This is a genomic window from Bacillus sp. AFS029533, assembly GCF_002585125.1.
GTDB classification, from domain to species: Bacteria; Bacillota; Bacilli; order Bacillales; family Bacillaceae_G; genus Gottfriedia; species Gottfriedia luciferensis_B.
Window position 1 is genome coordinate 36,023 of sequence record NZ_NUQC01000001.1, and the last position, 20,337, is coordinate 56,359.

22 protein-coding genes and 1 other annotated feature are annotated in these 20,337 nt (G+C 31.7%); of the genes, 6 read left to right on the plus strand and 16 right to left on the minus strand.

Annotated features, from left to right (window positions below; genetic code table 11):
• Positions 1-2: 2 nt before the first annotated feature.
• Together COE53_RS00185 and COE53_RS00190 are read right to left on the minus strand one after the other, a co-directional pair.
• Positions 3-320 (minus strand): helix-turn-helix domain-containing protein, encoded by a 318-nt coding sequence (locus COE53_RS00185; protein ID WP_069032407.1) that lies wholly within the window; start codon positions 318-320, stop codon positions 3-5.
• Positions 321-418: 98 nt separating this feature from the next.
• Positions 419-904 (minus strand): Lrp/AsnC family transcriptional regulator, encoded by a 486-nt coding sequence (locus COE53_RS00190; protein ID WP_069032406.1) that lies wholly within the window; start codon positions 902-904, stop codon positions 419-421.
• Between the two features lie 230 nt (positions 905-1,134).
• On the opposite strand from COE53_RS00190, the gene COE53_RS00195 reads away from it, so the two are divergent.
• The gene (locus COE53_RS00195; RefSeq protein WP_069032405.1) at positions 1,135-2,058 is read left to right on the plus strand and encodes a DMT family transporter; all 924 of its coding nucleotides are present in this window, start codon (positions 1,135-1,137) and stop codon (positions 2,056-2,058) included.
• A 189-nt stretch (positions 2,059-2,247) separates the two neighbouring features.
• Here COE53_RS00195 and COE53_RS00200 read toward each other — a convergent pair whose 3' ends face one another.
• From COE53_RS00200 to COE53_RS00210, 3 genes are all read right to left on the minus strand, one after another.
• Positions 2,248-2,991 (minus strand): helix-turn-helix domain-containing protein, encoded by a 744-nt coding sequence (locus tag COE53_RS00200; protein WP_091021444.1) that lies wholly within the window; start codon positions 2,989-2,991, stop codon positions 2,248-2,250.
• Positions 2,992-3,227: 236 nt separating this feature from the next.
• Positions 3,228-3,584, minus strand: a complete 357-nt coding sequence (locus tag COE53_RS00205; protein WP_069032404.1) for a DUF2500 domain-containing protein — start codon at positions 3,582-3,584, stop codon at positions 3,228-3,230.
• 99 nt (positions 3,585-3,683) lie between these two features.
• A complete protein-coding gene (locus COE53_RS00210) occupies positions 3,684-4,214 on the minus strand; it encodes a hypothetical protein (protein ID WP_069032403.1) in 531 nt (176 codons plus the stop codon).
• 390 nt (positions 4,215-4,604) lie between these two features.
• On the opposite strand from COE53_RS00210, the gene COE53_RS00215 reads away from it, so the two are divergent.
• Entirely contained in the window at positions 4,605-4,781 is a 177-nt protein-coding gene (locus tag COE53_RS00215; protein ID WP_084006746.1) for a DUF3934 family protein, read from the plus strand.
• Positions 4,782-4,959: 178 nt separating this feature from the next.
• On the opposite strand, the gene COE53_RS00220 is transcribed toward COE53_RS00215, so the two are convergent.
• From COE53_RS00220 to COE53_RS00230, 3 genes are all read right to left on the minus strand, one after another.
• A complete protein-coding gene (locus COE53_RS00220; RefSeq protein WP_069032402.1) occupies positions 4,960-5,160 on the minus strand; it encodes a cold-shock protein in 201 nt (66 codons plus the stop codon).
• Between the two features lie 171 nt (positions 5,161-5,331).
• On the minus strand, positions 5,332-5,508 hold the full coding sequence (locus COE53_RS23770; protein WP_175403441.1) for a hypothetical protein: 177 nt from the start codon (positions 5,506-5,508) through the stop codon (positions 5,332-5,334).
• A 528-nt stretch (positions 5,509-6,036) separates the two neighbouring features.
• Positions 6,037-6,615 carry a hypothetical protein gene (locus COE53_RS00230; RefSeq protein ID WP_069032401.1) on the minus strand — a complete coding sequence of 193 codons (579 nt, stop codon included), beginning with the start codon at positions 6,613-6,615 and terminating at the stop codon, positions 6,037-6,039.
• A gap of 520 nt (positions 6,616-7,135) precedes the next feature.
• Between COE53_RS00230 and COE53_RS00235 the strand changes: the two genes are divergently transcribed.
• Positions 7,136-8,650 (plus strand): MDR family MFS transporter, encoded by a 1,515-nt coding sequence (locus COE53_RS00235; RefSeq protein ID WP_069032400.1) that lies wholly within the window; start codon positions 7,136-7,138, stop codon positions 8,648-8,650.
• Between the two features lie 53 nt (positions 8,651-8,703).
• Here the strand turns inward: COE53_RS00235 and COE53_RS00240 are convergent, their stop codons facing one another.
• Together COE53_RS00240 and COE53_RS00245 are read right to left on the minus strand one after the other, a co-directional pair.
• Complete coding sequence (locus COE53_RS00240) at positions 8,704-9,360, minus strand: HAD family hydrolase (RefSeq protein WP_069032399.1); 657 nt, start codon at positions 9,358-9,360, stop codon at positions 8,704-8,706.
• Positions 9,361-9,430: 70 nt separating this feature from the next.
• Positions 9,431-9,973, minus strand: a complete 543-nt coding sequence (locus tag COE53_RS00245; RefSeq protein WP_069032398.1) for a GNAT family N-acetyltransferase — start codon at positions 9,971-9,973, stop codon at positions 9,431-9,433.
• A gap of 259 nt (positions 9,974-10,232) precedes the next feature.
• Between COE53_RS00245 and COE53_RS00250 the strand changes: the two genes are divergently transcribed.
• On the plus strand, positions 10,233-11,438 hold the full coding sequence (locus COE53_RS00250; protein ID WP_098947255.1) for a cytochrome P450: 1,206 nt from the start codon (positions 10,233-10,235) through the stop codon (positions 11,436-11,438).
• A gap of 174 nt (positions 11,439-11,612) precedes the next feature.
• On the opposite strand, the gene COE53_RS00255 is transcribed toward COE53_RS00250, so the two are convergent.
• A complete protein-coding gene (locus COE53_RS00255) occupies positions 11,613-13,034 on the minus strand; it encodes an aminotransferase-like domain-containing protein (protein ID WP_069032396.1) in 1,422 nt (473 codons plus the stop codon).
• A gap of 98 nt (positions 13,035-13,132) precedes the next feature.
• Here COE53_RS00255 and COE53_RS00260 point away from each other — a divergent pair, with 98 nt between their 5' ends.
• A complete protein-coding gene (locus tag COE53_RS00260) occupies positions 13,133-13,735 on the plus strand; it encodes a LysE/ArgO family amino acid transporter (protein ID WP_069032395.1) in 603 nt (200 codons plus the stop codon).
• Positions 13,736-13,820: 85 nt separating this feature from the next.
• On the opposite strand, the gene COE53_RS00265 is transcribed toward COE53_RS00260, so the two are convergent.
• Together COE53_RS00265 and ileS are read right to left on the minus strand one after the other, a co-directional pair.
• Entirely contained in the window at positions 13,821-14,006 is a 186-nt protein-coding gene (locus COE53_RS00265) for a hypothetical protein (protein ID WP_069032394.1), read from the minus strand.
• Between the two features lie 168 nt (positions 14,007-14,174).
• Positions 14,175-17,255 carry an isoleucine--tRNA ligase gene (gene ileS / locus COE53_RS00270; protein ID WP_069032627.1) on the minus strand — a complete coding sequence of 1,027 codons (3,081 nt, stop codon included), beginning with the start codon at positions 17,253-17,255 and terminating at the stop codon, positions 14,175-14,177.
• 66 nt (positions 17,256-17,321) lie between these two features.
• Positions 17,322-17,567: a binding site (T-box leader), on the minus strand.
• A gap of 323 nt (positions 17,568-17,890) precedes the next feature.
• Between ileS and corA the strand changes: the two genes are divergently transcribed.
• Positions 17,891-18,832, plus strand: coding sequence for a magnesium/cobalt transporter CorA (gene corA / locus COE53_RS00275; RefSeq protein ID WP_069032393.1), 942 nt, complete (start codon positions 17,891-17,893; stop codon positions 18,830-18,832).
• Positions 18,833-18,956: 124 nt separating this feature from the next.
• Here corA and COE53_RS00280 read toward each other — a convergent pair whose 3' ends face one another.
• The 3 genes from COE53_RS00280 to COE53_RS00290 all read right to left on the minus strand — a co-directional run bounded on the left by COE53_RS00280 (position 18,957) and on the right by COE53_RS00290 (position 20,299).
• Positions 18,957-19,205 (minus strand): DNA alkylation repair protein, encoded by a 249-nt coding sequence (locus COE53_RS00280; protein WP_069032392.1) that lies wholly within the window; start codon positions 19,203-19,205, stop codon positions 18,957-18,959.
• Between the two features lie 62 nt (positions 19,206-19,267).
• Entirely contained in the window at positions 19,268-19,462 is a 195-nt protein-coding gene (locus tag COE53_RS00285) for an NETI motif-containing protein (RefSeq protein WP_069032391.1), read from the minus strand.
• 114 nt (positions 19,463-19,576) lie between these two features.
• Positions 19,577-20,299, minus strand: coding sequence for a Bax inhibitor-1/YccA family protein (locus COE53_RS00290; protein WP_069032390.1), 723 nt, complete (start codon positions 20,297-20,299; stop codon positions 19,577-19,579).
• Positions 20,300-20,337: the final 38 nt, after the last annotated feature.

A 20,337-nucleotide genomic window follows, 5' to 3' on the forward strand; every position in this document is an offset into this window, starting at 1 on the left:
TTTTAAGGGACTGTTATTAAATCTACATTTATTAACCATTTATCAATTGCGGATTTAGGATAGTAGAACTCAGATCCAATTTTTATATGAGGAAGTTCACTTGAATAACCACCGTCTCCATCGTATAACTCAGTTAGTTTTTTAATTTCTTCTTTACTTAATCCTAAATAATCAACTAATTCCGTCTGTGTTAATAGTTGATGCTGCTCAGCACGACTCGTTGTAGCTTTTGAACCAATTCCATTAGAAATCTTCCAACTTCCAATTACGATACATACCCCTAAAAGAAATATTGATATAGCTATACTATAATTTTTCATTTATTCACCTCTGTTGGTTTAATTCAACAGAGGTGAACATTACCCTTTTTTAATAAGTGATTTCATATTAAAACCATTGGTCTAAGGTTTATAAAATATTATTCTTCCTTTTCACATAACGGCAAAACAGTAGAATTTTTAATTTCTCTTAAAGCTAAACTTGTTTGAATTCTTGTAATTCCGAACTGATTTAACTTACGAATAAAGCTCTCCAATTCTTTTCGTTCTCTGTTGGCAACTTTCAATAGATAGTCATACTCCCCAGTTAATAAGTGGCACTCTAAAACTTGAGGCATGGATTTTAATTGTTTCTCTAACACTTCTAATTTATCGGCTTGGTGGATGTTTGTATTGATAAAAATAAAACAAAGTAAATCAAAACCTAGCTTTTCTTGATTTAAGATTGCAACTTGCCGATCGATATATCCTTCATTTTCTAATCGTTTAACTCTTGCATGTGTAGCTGGTGGCGACAAATTTACATGTCGCGCTAGTTCCGTATTGCTTATTTGGCTTTCCTTTTGTAACTTATCTAAAATTTTAAGATCTACTTCATCTAACACTTTATTTCCTTGGTATTCCACTAATATCTACTCCCTTTCAATTATTCGGCAAATGGTTTGGATCTCACACTTAAAATGAATTATATTCTTTAAAATGATACATTTAATTAAAATTATTTTGTATTTATAACATTATACAAAATAATCTACGGTAAAATAAACAATTATGTTAAACTATTTAAAAAATAGTAAGAAATCACTGTGTAAAATCGTTTTTAAACTTAAAGAACAGTGAACTAGGGGGTTTAGATATGCCAATCTTATATATACTGTTGTTATTATTAACAAGTTTGTTATGGGGAGGAAATTTTGTCGTTGGAAAATCCCTTGTTGGTCATGCTTCTCCAATGACCTTGACGACTCTAAGATGGGGAATTGCTATTATCGTATTATTACCAATAGTATGGTGGAAAGAAAAAAAGATTTTACCTCCACGTAAAGCTATTCTTCCACTTTTCATGATGGGAGTAACAGGTGTTGTTCTTTTTAATCTTTTTCAATTTATGGCATTAGAAAAGACATCCGCAACGAATGTTGGATTAATTTCAACCCTAAATACAATTTCCATTGCTTTATTTTCATCTTTATTTTTAAAAGAAAGACTGAACTTTTTACAAATATTTTCGATGATTATTTCTTTCTTTGGTGTAATTCTTGTGCTTTCAAAAGGAGATATGAATCTACTATTCTCAATGAAATTGAATTTAGGTGATTTATGGATGGTCATTGCCGTATGCATATGGGGGATCTATTCGGTTTGTAGTAGATGGGCAACAAAACATATATCACCAATGATGTCTACACTATATTCAGGCATATTTGGACTCCTTGTAGTCATCCCTTTTAATCTCACAGATTTTACTCTTGTAAAAATAAATGGCTCATTTATTTTCTCAATTTTATATACTGGGATTATTTCAACTGTCTTATGTATGCTCTTTTGGAATATTGGTGTCCAAAAAATTGGAGCCACTTCAGCAGGTATTTTCCTAAACTTCAATCCTATTTTCACAGCCATTTTGGCGTTTTTCCTATTAAATGAAAAAATGACATGGGTTCAAGTACTTGGAAGCATTATTGTAATACTTGGTAGTTTCTTATTCACACACTTTAAAACAAATGGAACGTCTAAAAGCAAAAGGATTGTAAAGAAAGCAATGAAATCTCCAGCATAAAGTCTTATTAGATGTAGGGTAGTTGAATTAACAAATATTATTAAAGCCTGTATCAAAGATTACTTGGCAATCTTTGATACAGGCTTTTTATTCTTGTTTTCTCAAATTTTTTTAGACTTTCATTCTTTAAAATTATCATTTCTCTTTCTAGATCGACCCAACTCCTCAAAGGACAATCATAAACTCTCCTTAATCTAAATAAGACATATACTCATATGCTGTTGTTCCGTATACGCTCTTAAAATGTTTATTTAAATGGGTTAAATCTACAAAGCCACAATCTGATACTGCTGAATAAATATCTCTATTTTTTTCGATCAACTGCTTTGCGCGTTCAATCTTACAGTTAAGAAAGTATTGATAGGGTGAAATTCCGGTATGAGTTTTAAAGTATCTGATAAACTTGAATTTCGATAAATTAAGTTCATTACATATCTCATCAAGTCTAAGAACATTTTCCAAATTGGTATGAATCAAATTCTTCGCTTTTTTCATAAGCGCGTTATCTTTTTTATAATTTAATGAAAGATTAGTTCTAATTAGGCGATCTGTAAGAGATACTAATAATTCACTACAAAATGCCTCATCTTTACCACTTAAAATAGCTTTAGAAAGACTTAATATTTTTTGCTCAAGAATTTGATCGTACACTATAGGAGTTGAAAAACGAACTAAGTCCTTGTTCCCATTCACTTCTAAGAGCAATTGCGGATCAATATATAGCATGACATAATCAATGCCAGACTTATCATGTGCCATTCCATCATGTGCTTGTTCTGGATTAAAAAGCATGACACCATTTTGATGTGATAACTGTAAACTTCCATTCAGATTATATTGTTGAATACCACGTAATGTAACACCTATTGCATACTCCTTGTGAGAGTGTTTTTTATACTTAAAATCAGTAATACTTGCTGATAACGCGGTAATTCCTGATGATTTTTATTTGAATTTTATTCAGCTTGATCCCTGTGAACACCTTTAATTACGAATTAAATATCTTGATATTCAAATAGTTAAGTAATTTGTGACTGAAGTAGTTATTAATTTAATAAAATAGCAGCCTATGGCTGCTATTTTTACTCAACTAATGTAGCGTAAGTTCAATAGGTTCTATAAAATAAGTTGCCAATGTGGCCTGCTAAAATTAATGAAGCACTTTAAACTTATCTGCTTCTAATAAAACCTTGAAATCTTGTACCTTGAAATGTGAGTTCTCCAACATCACCTTCAACAATCATTCCGTATTCAGTGTCCTTTACCTGTAATTCTAACCGATCTCCACTTTCTACTTCGAACGTTACAAAATAATTACTATATGACGAATGTTCCCTACCACCATGTACTGCTGTTCTTTTCGTTATAGCTTTGGCATTTACATTTAATTTTGGTGAGTTATTATTTTTATTCCACTGTGTAACTCCTTTTATGATTGAGAATACTACAATGGATATAACAATTACAAAAGTGATACCAATGAATATTGGACCGAACGTAAACATAAAATCTCCGCCTTCAAACATTTTACCCCTCCTAGGATCATTTCCTTTTTTATGCTGTGAACTAACTATGATTTTTTATAGTTATAAAAATATCTTAATTTATATTTTTAAATGATTTACTTATTGATTGTAAAACCCTTCTAAGTAATCATTTCGCTTGAAGTATCTATAAGCTTCTTTATGTTTATTTTTCATTTCTCTAAGACTATCATTTAGATGATCGATTGTACTTTTAGAAAATTCTTCATTTCCTTTAGTATCACCGCTACTATAACTCATCAAATCCATTAAATAGGCATCTTTAGATGAAGTTGCACAAATAATCCATAATAAAAGCCCCTTATCAGGCGTTTTTTTAAATTTAAAATTCTCTAATACTTCATCTAGTTTCTCGATATCCTCCATCGTTTTTTGTTCCAAATCAATTACTTTATTTTTGTCATTTTTTCCTACTATTTTTTCTAGTTGATTTAAATCTGATCTTACAATTATTAGAGAAGAATTTATTTTTTCTACTTTAGTTTCATTAATTTTTGTTATTGGATATGATGAATTCGATTTAACATAAACCAAAATTCCCAATCCGATCATAATAATCATTGAAAAAATGACTATTAAATTTCTGACAAATACTTTTTTCGTAGTTTTCATGTTGAAACCTTATCCTCCATTTTTTAATGTTCCTTTAATTGTATCAACTAGTTAAGGTTTTGTATTTGGGGAATTTGGTCCTTTTTTACAATAAATTTCTAATCTGTCATTTATTTCCATAAATAATAACTTTATAGTCAATCATATTGATTCAACTAAAGCATGCTACTTAAAAACTATCAAATTAATAAATATAAGATTTACAGACACCCAATTCTCCCACTATCATAGTTTTTAGAGATATATGTATACTTTCATTCAACAATAAAGATATATAAGTGCTCTTTTTGAATATATTTATTGCTCTATTTCTTGTTTTACTCAAAAGTTAATTGGAAATTACTGAAAAACTGTATGGTACTTAGTGTATAATAGCTATGAGGTGTTTATATGAAAGCTAAAGCTAAGAGCGGTACAGGTAAGGGTACAGGTAGAGGTACAGATAAGAAGGGTTGGAATAGATGGCAAGCTAGTGCAAAAAAAGCAAAGAATGCGAAGCCATATGTTAGCAAAGGTACTAAAAATAAGGGCAATTCCAAAACAACTAATAATAATTCAAATGGCTAATTATTTTCGATAATTATTTGTTTCTTCAATATTATATGGTCTTTCATACTTTAAACCATTTTCTTTACCAAGATCCACGTTCGATATTACCCTTATTCTTTTTGGGATAGGGGTTTTTAAATTTAAAAGACATAAAAAGAGTCGGATTCTACTTTATAGATTCCGACTCTTTTTTCAACTAAGCTTTTTTAACATTAGTTGCTTGTGGTCCGCGTTGACCTTGTTCTACTTCAAACGTTACCGCTTGACCTTCGTCTAATGATTTGAATCCATCAGTTTGAATTGCTGAGAAATGTACGAATACATCATCACCATTTTCTCGCTCAATAAATCCAAATCCTTTTTCTGCATTAAACCATTTTACTTTACCATGTTCCATTTTTGTAACCTCCCAGTGTGGCTTACACACATTGTAATACCCTAATTTTACCAATATAGTTATGAATTATCAAATTTCCATCAAAAAAAAATGAAATAACTGAGTAATATGGCTAATTTAAAGTAGATTATTGTATAACTTACTCTTGCTAGCTTGTTTAAGAGAATATCCCTATTTTTTCTCTAAATTGCTTATTCTTTGCTCCAATTCCTCAATTTTTTTATTTGAAATAAACAAATTATTTGCTGCAAATAATTTTACTTTTTTAATAATGATAATCACGATATATACTACTACAATTAGAATGATCAATTGTAGTAATGTAATGATTAAACTAAAATTATCCATTAGGCACACTCCTTTTCAAACAAAAGTACATTAAATCCTTTGATGAACTAATCTGCCAGTAGTAAAATAGGAGTCGATCATCGTTATAGACTCCTTTTTTATAATCTTTGTTTCCCTGCCCAAATTCCTTGCATTTTACTCATTAATACAATTTGCCCAATATGATATGCGCCGTGCATTGCTAGATTCTTCAGTTCAAGTACTAATCATCTTTCTCCTGGAATCTGTCTATATAAATCTTCATGTTCTGATTTTGCAAGTATTTTTTCAAGTTCACGATGAGTATAAAAGTATTCCTCTTTTGTTTTTTTCAACTTTCAACCGTCTGAGTTGGTAATCGAAATGTATCTGTAATTTTTATAATTCCATTTAAGATTATAAAATCCTTTATTTATTAAACGATCCTCCCATTTACTGAAATAAAAAAACTGCAACTAAGCAGTTTATGACTTTAAACTTACGTGTAAAGGAAAAAAAAGCCGAATTCCATATTTGGAAATCGACTATAATATTAACTTGATTTAAATATTATTGAATTACAATTGGATTAACTGGAGTATTTGGCATTGCAATTCTTGTTCCATTAAAGTTTACAAATAATCCGCCTTCGCTCTTAGTTTTTTCAACAGCTGTTACTGTTGCATGTACCCATTCCCCAGCTTCAGTATCATAAACTTCACGGTTACCAGTTAAAGGATCTCCTACAACTGGTACTGTTCCTTCAGTTACTACATTCCCAAATCCTTTTATTATAAAACCATTGATTTGATTAGCTCTACGTGCATCATAATCTACATTTGCACTAACAGATGCGTGTTTAGGAACTTCGATTTCATGTGTAACGATTTTAGGTTGTTTACCACCTGTTAAAGTTTCCCAATACTCTGTAACAACATAAGTATCTTTAACATCGTATGTAAAAGTAGTAGCACCTGCATTCTTCTGTAAAGAAGCATTGTTCCAATTAAATGCTAATTGTACATCACCTTTACCTACAAATCCTGTTCCTGTTGTTGAATCAAAATTTACTGCTGCTTGAGCACCAGATGTTGCTACACCTAAAGTTAATAACCCTGTTAATATTAAACCACCTATTGCCTTTTTCATGTAAAAAACCTCTCCCAAAGTATGAATTTATTAACATTACACGCCATAAAGCATGTACTATTAACCAGGATAATAGTACCTATTAACATTGTATACAATATTTTATTCTCAATCAAGAATTTTCTGACTATAAAATAAAACAACCTCATATCGTATATTGCCTCTTAAGTTATATTAATCATAAATTCTCTTTTTCTAGCTAAACTATACCGCCATTCTGATGAATAAGATCCTTTATAAATTTAAAATAACCACAAAGAAGCTAGTTACTACCTAAAGGATTTTTAAACAAAGTAAAGAATAAAATAAAGTAAAAGAAAATGATAGAATTGAATTTTTTACTTGAAATTTGAATTTCATCTTTAAATATAGGTATAAAGAATCGAATCGATAATCACAATGTTTGACTTTTAACTATAAAAACTTCATTCAAATTAGCTTTTAAATATTAAAAGTTGTTCTTTTTTAAGTATTCAATGAAACAATTGAATAATATTGAAAGGTCATAGGGAGGTAAAGGATGAAAGAAAATAACAAGACTCTTATATTAATAGGACTAATGATTGGAGTCATTTTCTCAGAGCTTGATGAGACAGTCGTTGCAACAGCTATGCCAACAATTATTAGGGATTTAGGAGGGTTAGCGCTTTACGGCTGGGTTGGTGGAGTTTACATGCTTTCGATGACCTCCTTTATGGCAATACTCGGCAAACTTGCGGATTTATATGGTCGAAAGAAAATATATTTATTTAGTATGGGATTATTTATGGCTGGGTCAATTATTAGTGGTACTGCTCATTCTATGGAAGTCCTTTTAATTGGTCGTGGAATTCAAGGGATTGGTGCCGGTGGGTTAATGCCACTTGCGATGGTCATTTTCGGAGACAGTTTCCCAGTTGAACAGCGTGCTAAGCTTCAAGGTATTTTCGGAGCTGTCATGTTTATACCTCAGCTACTTGGACCGCTCATTGGAGGATATTTTGTACAGCATATTTCATGGCACTGGATCTTCTTAGTAAATATTCCAGTTGGCGTTTTAGCTGCAATTTTATTAGCAATAGGACTAAATGAAACGAGAGTTGATAAAAAAATCAATATCGACTGGTTTGGTGGGATTTTACTAGTTATCACGTTAATCAGCTATCTGCTTACGCCTGTACTTCATCAAACAGAAGGATATGCATGGAGTGATCCTAAAATAATTAGTTTACTAATTTTAGGAACCATTTTACTTGGATTATTTATATTTGTAGAGTCAAAAGCAAAAGAACCAATTATCCCTTTACACTTATTTAAAAATAGAAACTTTGTTGTCATTTCGGCTCTAGTATTTGTTTTTGTCCTTGCGATCATGGGGTCACTTTCATCATTCCCATTCTTCTCGCAAAATGTACTCGGTTTAACACCTACTGAATCTGGCTATTTAAATTTACCAATTATGGTTGGTGCAATGGGTGCAAGTGTAATTGCTGGGCGAGTAATGAATAGATTCTCTTATCGAAATATTTACGGTGTTTCATTTATTATACCAATGATTGGTTTCTATTTACTTACAAGTATTACGGCCCACACTTCAATAATGACATTCGTTATTTATTTCATTATTCTTGGACTTGGATTCGGTGCACTATTTAACAATGCATTAATTGTTCAAGAATCAGTTGAAAAGGAAAATGTAGGGATTGCTCAATCTGCCGTCATGTTATTTCAATCCATTGGTATGACGATTGGCTTTAGTTTATTTGGTTCTCTATTAGCTTCTAAAATTACATCAGGGATGAAATCACTAGCTGGAAGTCTTTCCGTAGATCAATTGCTACAATTAAAAAATGTACAAAATGGTATGATTCCATCTAATCTTGATCCTAATTTACTTGAAAAAGTAAAAACAGTCTTTACTCATGCATTCCAGGATTTATATTGGGTATCTTTCGTACTTGCCATATTAACATTTTTAATTTGTTGGGGTCTGAAAAAGGAAATTTTAATAAAGAAAGATGAAGCAAGTGAAGTAAAAGAAGTAAATTCTATTTAATTAAAAGAACCATTCCAATTTTTTTGGAATGGTTTTACTTTTTTTAACCGAAATTACTTGTTAGTTAGATGCTTAATTACATCTTCTAAAGATTTTTCTGCCATTGATGATAATCTTAAACTATGATTCTCAAACTCTAAATGTGAAGTAACTTGATTCGGAACAATTACACAGTGTAAACCTGCTTTCCTTGCAGCGATTAATCCATTTAACGAATCTTCAAATGCGACAGCCTCTGATGCTTGAACCCCGATTTCCTCAATTGCTTTTAAATATAGCTCCGGATCAGGTTTAACTTTCTTTACATCATCTTTTGTCTTAATTACTGAAAAGTATTCATAAATATTTAATTTTTTTAAGAAGCTTTCTACCCACTCTCTTGAGGAGCTAGAAGCCAAAGCTATTTTTAATCCAGTATTTTTTGCTGAAATTAAATAGTCTTCTACACTTTCTCTAAGTGCCGGCTCGAGTAGTTTCTCATCAACTAGTTCTTTAGCCATTTGTTCAATCAGTTCTTTTTCAATTGGTTCTTTTAAATTTGTATTGATAAAATCGAATAAAATTTCATCACTTGTTCCTACAACTTCTGAAAACTTTTGAAGAGTTAACTCCACTTCATACCTTTGTAGTACTTCCTTATATGCTTCGAACCATACAGACTCAGTATCGACAATTAAACCATCAAAATCAAATATTACAGCTTTAATCATTCCATTTCTCCTTTTCCTTAATTAGACAGATTTACTATATTATGGTTATCTCAGTTTACTATTTTTCGTTTTATTTTTGCCAATCAGGTTTAATGAGAGAAAATACGTTTAAATCATGAGACTGATTCCCTTGAACTAAATAGCCTCTCAGTAATCCTTCTTTTTGAAATCCTAACTTCTCAACTAAAGTAGCTGAAGCAGTATTATCTGGAAAAATATTAGCTCCAATTCGATAGATTCCTAGCTTATTAAAGCAGTATGATGTAATTTCCTTTATTGCTTCTGACATATATCCTTTTCGCCAATATTTAGGTAATAAATCATATCCAATTTCCGTTCTTCTTGCATGTAAGACTAAATTATTTAAACCAATTGTCCCGATTAATTTTTTTGATTCTTTTTCAACTATTCCAAAACGAATCCCTTGTTGATTTTCAAATCTAGTTTGAAAGGAATCGATCATTTTAACCGCTTGATCTTTTTCAGTAAAAGGGTCCATACCATAGTATTTAATTACCTCTTCATTTGAAAAGATGGAAAAAATCTCATCTACATTTTTTTGTGTAATTTGCACTAAAGATAATCTTTCTGTTTCTAAAATTGGAAAATCCATCATGTTACCCCTTTCTTCTCTGTCGAACAATTTCATAAACTCAGTTTGATTACTTGAAGTACCTTATTTTACCATAATCATGATTTAATTTTCTTAATTTTTATTTGATTTATTTCTGATTCATTTATACCTAATTCCTCATGAAAAACATTTTGTACAATCGTATCCTTTTTTTGTGTTATCCAAAATTTGGGAATAATCCATTTTCACAGAAATAGAAATAAATAGACTCATTTCATTCATAAGGGAGAACATTTACATGAATAATCAATTAAAAGTGAATCCACAGCAATTTTACAAAGACCCATATTCGTATTTTAGTAACGCTAGAAAAATAAGTCCTATGCTTTATACGGAGCTATTTCAGAGATCTGGATGGCTAGTAACAGGCTATAGAGAAGCAGAAATCATGCTAAAAGACCCCCGTTTTATAAAAGAGGCAACCAAAGTCACTCCACCTGAAAAAATACCTGAAAGTGTTATGCCTGCTATTGCAATAAATCGAAAAATGATGTTATTTCGAGATGCTCCTGATCATACAAGATTAAGAAACCTCGTGAACAAAGCCTTTTCTCCAAGAATGGTTGAAAATTTACGAACTTCGGTAAATGAAATTGCTGATTATTTATTAGCAAATATGAAGGGAAAATTTACCCACGAACTAATACATGATTTTTCATATTTATTACCTGTCTTTGTCATAACTGATCTATTAGGTGTTCCTAAAGAAGATCGGGATTTATTTCGTAATTGGTCAGAGGCATTTATTAAATTTATTGATTTTAATACGACTATGGAAGATTTAGAATTAGTATCAAAGGATATTATTGATGCTTCTAATTATTTCAGAAATCTTATATCTTTAAGGAGAATAGAACCTAAAGAGGATTTAATTAGTAATTTAATCATAGCAGAGGAATTTGGTGATAAATTAAGTGAAGATGAAATGATCGCAAGTTGTCTTCTTTTATTAATAGCGGGTCATGAAACTACTGTTAATTTAATCACGAATGGATATTATTTATTATTAAAACATCCTGAGCAATTTGAGCTTTTAAAAAATGATTTAACGTTAATTCCTTCAGCAATTGAAGAAATATTAAGATACGAATCACCCGTTATTTTTACATCTAGGTGGGCTAGAGAAGATTTTGAGTTCGCTGGAAATGCGATTAAAAAAGGCGATTACTTTATGGTTTCCTTAGGCGGCGCCAATTACGATCCAAACGTCACTACTAATCCTGAAACATTTGATATTACTCGAAAAAATATAAAACATTTATCCTTTTCATCCGGCCCGCATTTCTGCTTAGGTGCCCCCCTTGCTAGATTAGAAGGACAAATTGCAATTGAAAAACTGATTAGACATTTAGTTAATCCAGTTCTAATTGAGGAGCCAACTCGCCGTAAAAATGTTGCTTTTCGTGGGTTTGAAAGCTTGAAGATTCAGGCAAGTATACAATGAAGTTTCTAGCAAATTGTGTACTTTTCAGGATAGAAATTTAATTTTAAAATTCTAGCTGTAGTATTCGAAAATAAAACAATTTATAACATAACAAAGAGCATCGAGATTTCGATGCTCTTTACTGTTCCAAATCCTTCATTATAAGGGACCAAAAAAATAAAGTTCTAAATGAAATCACAATTGACTTATTTGTAATAAAATATTTAAACCTTTTTTTAAATCTTCCAACGAAGCGTAGGCATAGGAAAGACGAATATGATGTAAATCTCTTGGTTCGTAAATATAACCTGGATTGATCAATATATTTTCTTTAAGTAATTTTAAAAATAAAGTCTTATTTACTATTGGATTATGAAATCTGAGCCATATATAGAAACCACCTTCAGACTTTTTCCATGAAGCTATCTTTTTAAATTTCTTTTCTAAAATTTCTTCTACGTATATAGCTCGTTTTTGCAATTGATCACGAAGATTAACAAGATGCTTTTCGTAGAGACCGTTTGAGATCCAGTGTGATACGATTTCTTGCGAAAAGGCACTTGAACCATAATCCGTTTGCATTTTTATATCAGCTAATCGTTCAATAACAGGTGAAGGTGCAACAACCCAACCAATTCTTAACCCTGGACTTAGTGTTTTGGAAACACTTCCTATATAAAGAACTTGTCCTAAAGTATCAAACGATTTGATAGCTGGTGAAGATGTTTCAAAAAGCAATTCGTGATACACATCATCTTCAATAATCGGAATTTGTAGTTCTTTACATGTATTAAATAGATTTTGCTTTTCTTCCAACGACCAATTATAGCCCGTTGGATTGTTTAGTGTTGGAACACAGTAGAATAATGATTGCCTCTTCCCTTTATGTGCTCGTAAATTATCTTTTAATTGATGTTCCCTTGAAATTGAAAACATTCGCATACCATTAGATTGAAAGGGATGTACTGAATTTAAATACGAAAATTGTTCTTGAAAAATAATGGATCCCTCTTCCAATAATCCAACTGCTATTAATTGAAGTGCTTGAAGTGCACCCGAAACAATTAAAATGTTCTCTGGTGCTGATTCAATACCACGTTTTTTTAAATAATTACATAAAATTCCTCGGAGCTTTTCACTTCCTTGCGGAGATGAATAACCAATTGCTTTTGAATCAATTGAAATCTTTCTTAACGAATCTTCTATTTCCTTAGTTGGTAGTAATTCAGGTGATAATTCACCTGTTCCAAGACGTATGATATGATCTATTTGCTCATATTCATTTATGAGTTGAATCGTATGGTAGTTTGGTTTATGAATACTTGATTCAATATGTCTGTGCCAATTCGGTTGATTTTTGCTCAAAAGTACGTTCCAAGAATTGTTAGCCACATATACCCCTGAACCCATTTTTGATTCGATCAAACCATCTGCCCTTAATTCATCAAGTGCAAGTTGTACGGTACTGCGGTTCACATTAAATTGCGTTGCTAATTGACGCTGGGTAGGAATCTTAGTGCCAACAGACCAATCTCCTCGTTCAATACGAGTTTTTATCCAATCTATAATTTGCTCTTGCACAGTCAAATGAGAATCACGATTTGGTTTCCATTTCATCTAACTCCCCCTAAATTGGGTGGATATAAAACCATCCAATTGGTTGTTTTCTTTTAGTTTTATCATAGTACGATTGTAATTGAAAGGGAGTTGATTTGATGGAAGCTATTATTCATGGTCTAGTCTTAGCATTCGGACTTATTTTACCTTTAGGGGTACAGAATGTATTTGTATTTTCACAAGGTGCCACACAGCCAAAACTAATTCGAGCACTTCCAGCGACTTTTACTGCTGCTGTATGCGATACTTTTTTAATTCTTTTAGCTGTTTTTGGACTTTCCACGATCGTTCTACAATTTGAATGGCTAAGAATTAGCTTGATGATTGCTGGTATTTTGTTTTTAGTATACATGGGGTATGTTATTTGGAAATCTAAACCGGTAGTAAATGAATCGAATAATGCATTACCTAGCCGACAGCAAATCATTTTTGCCTTATCAGTTTCCTTATTAAACCCCCATGCAATCTTAGATACAATAGGTGTAATTGGAACAAGTGCATTAAAATATGTCGGAAAGGAACAAGTTTTCTTTACGATTGCATGTATTACAGTATCTTGGATTTGGTTTTTTGGATTAACAGTTGCGGGCTCAATCATGAAGAAGGTAGACAGTACAGGAGGTTTAATGAAAATATTCAACAAATTCTCCGCCTTGTTTATTTGGGGAACTAGCATTTATCTTTTAATTGGATTAACTTAATGTAGACTAGAGGATGATCTTGAAGATCATCCTTTTTTCATAGTTCAACTTAGGCTTAGAGTAGTTGCTAAACCGATTATCAAAATTATCTTCTTTCAATAGGTTTAGCAAAAATAATAGATACTAAAAATCCAACAAATCCACCGGCAATAGAACCGGCAAATGCTGAGTTAATTTCGCCATGAAATAAGAATACTCTAACTAAAAAATACGATATTGCAAAAGAAAATGCGTATATCAAATATATATAAATGCTCTTTTTAGAAATCATCTAACCCTCTCCTTAAATCACTCTACACTAATTAATTCAACAGCTATTTTAATAAACCTTTAAAAACTATTGATTTTAAAAAATAGGAACCGTTGCCTATGTCAATTAAGAAGAAAAATGACAGACTAAAAATTGTTATTAGTCTGTCATTTCACTTAAGCTATTTAATTAATTAGAAGCAACTAATTCAATTTCGGACTGGTAATCACCAACTTTAATTTCTTTTCCATTCACATGATTCTTCACAACTAGTTTTCTCATTAATAAGTTTTCCTCAAGCATTCCTTTAAACTTTTCAATGATTTCAATAAACTCCGGTTTAGCTGTTATGCCAATGTCTACGCGCATATTAATTGGTAGATCCAATTCTTTTCGGTATCCTTGAATAGCCCTAATTAATTCTCTTACAGTACCTTCTTGAATAAGATCTTCTGTTAATAATGTGTCTAGGGTCACTGTATATTCTCCATTCGTCGCTGATGCAAAACCTTCTCTTGCGCTTTTTTCAATTAAAATATCTTGTGCGTCAACTTTAACAGTTTCTCCTGTCTCAATTAATACATTAGCATACCCGCTCTCAATCACTCTTTTTGCTTCTTCATTTGTTAATGTTTGAAGTGATTTATTGACTAGATTAGAAAGCTTACCAAATTTAGCTCCTGATTTTTTAAAATCCAATTTCAGTTTTAAGATTGAAAACTCATTTTCGTTGTTAACTTGTTGGAATTTTTTTAAGTTTAGCTCATCTAAAACAATTTCTTTATATAAATCCCAATTGATCTCCTCATTGTTACTAACTAAAGTTAAACTAGCTAGTGGCTGTTTGATCTTTAATGAATTTGCATTTCGAATGCTTCTTCCAAGTTCCACAACTTTTAGAACTGCATCCATTTCCTTCTCAAGCTGAGCGTCGATTAATGATTCATCGAAAACTGGAAAATCAGATAAATGGACGCTTTGTTTTGTTAAATTAAAATAAACATCTTCCGCTAGGAATGGCGTAAAAGGTGCTAATAATTGACTTACTTTTGTTAATACTTCAAACAGTGTATAGTAAGCGGCCGCCTTCTCGTTATTCATTCCATTTGACCAGAAACGTTCTCTTGACCTTCTTACATACCAGTTACTTACTTCATCTACTAATTTAGCGATGTCTCGTGCAGCATTTGTAAATTGATAATCCTCTAAATTTTTTGTTACATTTTGGATTGTGCTTTGCAAACGTGAAATGATCCATTTATCCAATGTACTTGATTGATACTCATATAGTTTTTTTGCATTAAATCCATCTAAATTTGCATATAAACTGTAAAAACTATACACATTGTCGAATGTATCGATGAGTTTCGACTTCGCCTCTTGAACAACCCTTTCAGAAAAACGCTTCGGGTTCCAAGGCGCACTGTCTACTAATAAAGACCATCGTAATGAATCTGCACCATATTTTTGAATTAATTCTACTGGATCAAGTGCATTACCTTTACTTTTAGACATTTTTTGTCCATTTTCATCTAATACATGGCCTAGAGATAATACATGTTTATACGGTACTTTCCCGGTAAATAAAGTAGATACTGCAAGTAAACTATAGAACCAGCCTCTCGTTTGATCAATCCCTTCAATGACAACATCAGCTGGGAATTGTTTTGTAAATTTCTCTTTATTTTCAAAAGGATAATGATATTGGGCAAATGGCATTGAACCGCTATCGAACCAGACATCAATTACTTCAGGTGTTCTTTTCATATTCCCTTTACAATTTGGACAGTTAAGTGTAACTTCATCAACGAAAGGTTTGTGCAGTTCAATTGAGCTGTCAATTTCTTCTACCGAATGGCTACATAATTCATTAATACTTTTTGGTGCTAATTGATGATGACATGAATCACATTCCCAAACATTTAATGGAGTGCCCCAATATCTTTTTCGGCTAATATTCCAATCTACCATCTGTTCTAAAAAATTACCGAATCGACCGTATTTTATATGATCTGGATACCATGTTACTTCCTCATTATTTTTAATAAACTGTTCCTTTAATGCGGTCGTTTTAATAAACCAACTTTCATTCGCATAATAGAGTAAAGGTGAATCACAACGCCAACAATGCGGATAGCTATGCTCATATTTTTCTTTACTAAATAATAATTCATTTTCGGCTAAATACCTCACTATATCTACATCACACTCTTTAACAAAACGACCTTGAAAATTAGGTACTTCATCAGTATATTGGCCTTTTTCATTCACTACATTTACAAAAGATAACCCATTTTCTTGCACAACTTTATAGTCATCTTCACCGTATGCAGGTGCAATATGAACAATTCCAGTACCACTTCCTTCAGTTACAAAATCTGCTTTCACAACTTTATGACCAACTTCAACTTTTACGAAATTAAATGGTGGTAAATAACTAATACCGATTAGATCTGCCCCAAGAAATTCAGATAAAATGACGTAATCCGCTTTTAGTACTTTATCTACTAATGCCTTAGCAAGAATATATACTTCCTCACCTTTTTTAGCACGAACATATTCCATTGTTGGATTTACAGCTAACGCTACATTAGCAGGAAGTGTCCACGGAGTTGTCGTCCATCCAAGGAAATAGACATTTTCTTCATCTTGCAATTTAAACTTAACGGTTGCAGATAAATCCTTAACGTCTTTATATCCTTGCGCTACTTCATGTGAGCTTAGCGATGTTTGACAGCTAGGACAATAAGGTGAAACACGATGACCTTTTACTAGTAAGCCTTTTTCATGAATTGTCCCTAGGATATTCCATACACTTTCGATATAAGAATTATCCAATGTTACATATGGATCATCCATATCCACCCAATAACCTAATTGCTCAGTAAAATCTCGCCATTGTTTCTCGTAAGTAAAAACACTTTCTTTACATTTCTCAAGAAAAGCTTTTACGCCATATCGTTCAATTTCTGCCTTACCTGAAATGCCTAACATCTTTTCAACACCGAGTTCAACTGGTAAACCATGAGTATCCCATCCAGCTTTACGAACAACTTGGAAACCAGCCATTGTTTTATATCTAGCTACAACATCTTTTATCGTACGACCTAATGCGTGACCAACGTGTGGCAGTCCATTTGCAGTTGGGGGACCTTCATAAAAAACAAAAGATTGATTATGTTCTCTATGTTCAACTGATTTAATAAAGATATTTTCTTTAGACCAAAGTTCACTAATCCTTTTTTCACGATTTTGAACAGATTCTTTCATATTTTCTTTTTTCATATGATATCGCCTCTCTTATTTTTTTAAAGCACACAAAAACCCGCCCCTATAATAAGGGACGGGTTTAACCGCGATACCACCCTAATTCTATTGAAAACAGTCCGCTCTTCAATAGCACTCTAGTCACGTACAATCATACGCGTTCCTTTTAACGGTAGACACCCGTTCAAACCTACTTATGTTTTCAGTTTGACTTCTCGGAGAGGATCTTCATTTAAGTACTATTCACCGGATTTCAGCTTCCCCGGCTCTCTGTAGAACAGTAACGAAAATTACTTTTCTCGTCATTGAATTCATTTGTGTGCTTTAATTGTTATTTATTATATCCATCGACAACTAAAAAGTCAAAGTTTTCTTAAATTTATTTTTTATTTAATTTAAGTTCCGTATTACAAAGGTAACAAAAACGTCTAAATGACAAAGTTAATGATCCTTTTGATAGTAAAATATCTTTTTATCAACTTCACTATTTTCCGCCAATATGGAAAGAAAAGCAGCTATTATTTTTAGACAATCTTTTGTTAATCGTTAAAACTTTCTCATAATTTTTTTAAAAACTATTGAAGAATATTGTGTTAAACTGATTTTGAGAAAATTAACGAGAAAAAGGGTGTGCCAAAATGATCAAAACGATGGCTGTATACAAGGACGGAACCCATGCGTTTGATGTATCAATTGAAGAATTAAATTCCGAACAAATTGATTGGGTTTGGGTCGATTTTGGAAAACCTGAAAAAGAAGAAATTGACTTATTGAAAACTCAATTCCACTTCGATGAAATCGCAATTAAACATTGTGTCAGTTATAAAGAAAGACCGAAAATGGATTATTACGATGGCTATCGTTTTATCATTCTACAATCATTACAGGAGAATATGGAACAAGCTGAAATCGATCTCTTTTTGTCCCACAAGTACATCGTTTCATTTTGTTGGGAGGAGTCAAATGCGATACAAATTGTGTGGAATAAATTAAAAGGCTTAAAGAGTATAAAAGGAATAAAACCAGAAAGAATTCTGTATCACATTTGTGATGAAATTGTTGATAAATTCTTTCCGATCGTCCAAAAAATTGAAGATGACATCGAAGAGATTGATGAATTAGGATCTAATTCCGATCTAAGCATGATTGATGGAATTAAAACACAATTAAGCAAGTTATCAAAAGTAAGAAAAACAGTTAAACCAACAAAAGATTTAATTTATCGTATTTTAAATTCAACCCACGTTGAAATTGACAAAGAAACGACAAAAAAATTGCGAATCGTTTACGATCACTTAGTAAAATTAATAGATGACATAGCAGATAACAGGGAAATGGCAAATGACATTAGAGAAAGTTATATTTCAACAAACTCACACAAAATGAATAAAACGATGAAAATGTTAACATCTGTCTCAATTGTGTTCATGCCACTAACATTCATCGTTGGAGTATATGGAATGAATTTTGTTCACATCCCCGAGCTTCAATTAAAATATGGTTATTATTATTGTTGGGTGATTATGCTATTGATCGTGTTTGGATTAGTGATGTGGTTCAAGAAAAAAGATTGGTTCTAAAAATACTCGTTATAAAAAGAAAAACTATCTACTTCAAAAGCTAACCAACAAAAATAAGATGATCTCTGGATAGAGATCATCTTATTTTAATTCTATTTGTGCCTTCGCACTTAGTTTTTTGATTTTAAAATTTCAATGAATCCGCTGTTTTTTCAAACATTACACTTTGATCAATTAAACCACAAGTTCCACATTGAACTAAATATTCTGGACCTTTATATGGAACAAAAAATGGATCTAGCCCACTTGAAACATATTCTTCTATTTCAACATCTCCGCTTTGAGCATTTAATTTAACTGCTTTTGGGTTTTGTTCGATTAAATAAAATCTACTTTTGTTTGTTTTACAGCGTGGACATGCTAATTTATGCATTTTTTCACCTCATTTTATTCATATAAGGTTACTATTCCATTAAATTATTATCTTTATTCATATTAATTCGTATTTAATTTGCCTTCAAATACGATCTTTCTTCCAGTCGGTTCAATTTCTACCTTTCCATTAACCATTTGCTCTGAAAATATTGGTACTTCCATTCTTTTAACAGGTATATAGCCTTCTTTTTCCATTCTCTCTAAGCAATCATTAATTGTTTCATTTTCAAAGACTTCAAATTTTTTCTTACTCATCTATTTCCCTACTTTCTACTATAGTCATTTATCTAAACATGATCGAATTCTAATCAAAATATAGTAAAAAACCTTACTTTCATTTGAGAGTAAGGTCTGACTGACTAAAATTTTTTAATCGCGAAGCCTCGATAGGAATCGAAGTGCTTCAATATAAACCCAAATGACTGTTACTAATAAACCAAAAGCACAATACCACTCGAACTCTTTTGGTGCACCTTGTCTAACACTTGTTGTAATTAGATCAAAATCCAAGAATAGATTTAATGAAGCAATAACAAGTATCGCTAAACTAACAAATATTCCGATTGGACCAGATTGATGGATATATGGAATTGGGACATGGAAAAGTTGGAGGACCATCGTTAGTAAATAAAATATAAACACTCCGATTGTTAAACCGAAAACAATCGATCTAAAACGGTGCGTTACTTTAACTAGTCCAGTAGCATAACAAATTAATGTTCCTGCTATAATTGCAATTGTTAATAGAACTGCTTGAAGAACAATCATTCCATATGTTGCTTCGTAAACTGCTGAAATATTACCAATTAGAATCCCTTCAACTGCTGCATAAATAGGTGTAGTAATCGGCGCAATTCTAGGAGAAAAAGATGTTACTAACCCAATAATGAATGCAACGATTAAACATCCAATAAACACTTTAGAATTAAGTGTTCCAGTTGCCGTTAGATAAAATGAGTATCCTGCAGTTGCGATTAGTAAGATTAATGCGATAATTGTTTTGCCAATTGTGCCACCGATCGTCATCGCTTTAGCAGCATGCCTTGATTTCGTTAATCGTTCAGAATTTAAGATAGGATTTGAACTCCTCATTTAAACTCCTCCTTTATTTTATACCTTTATTTTACCAT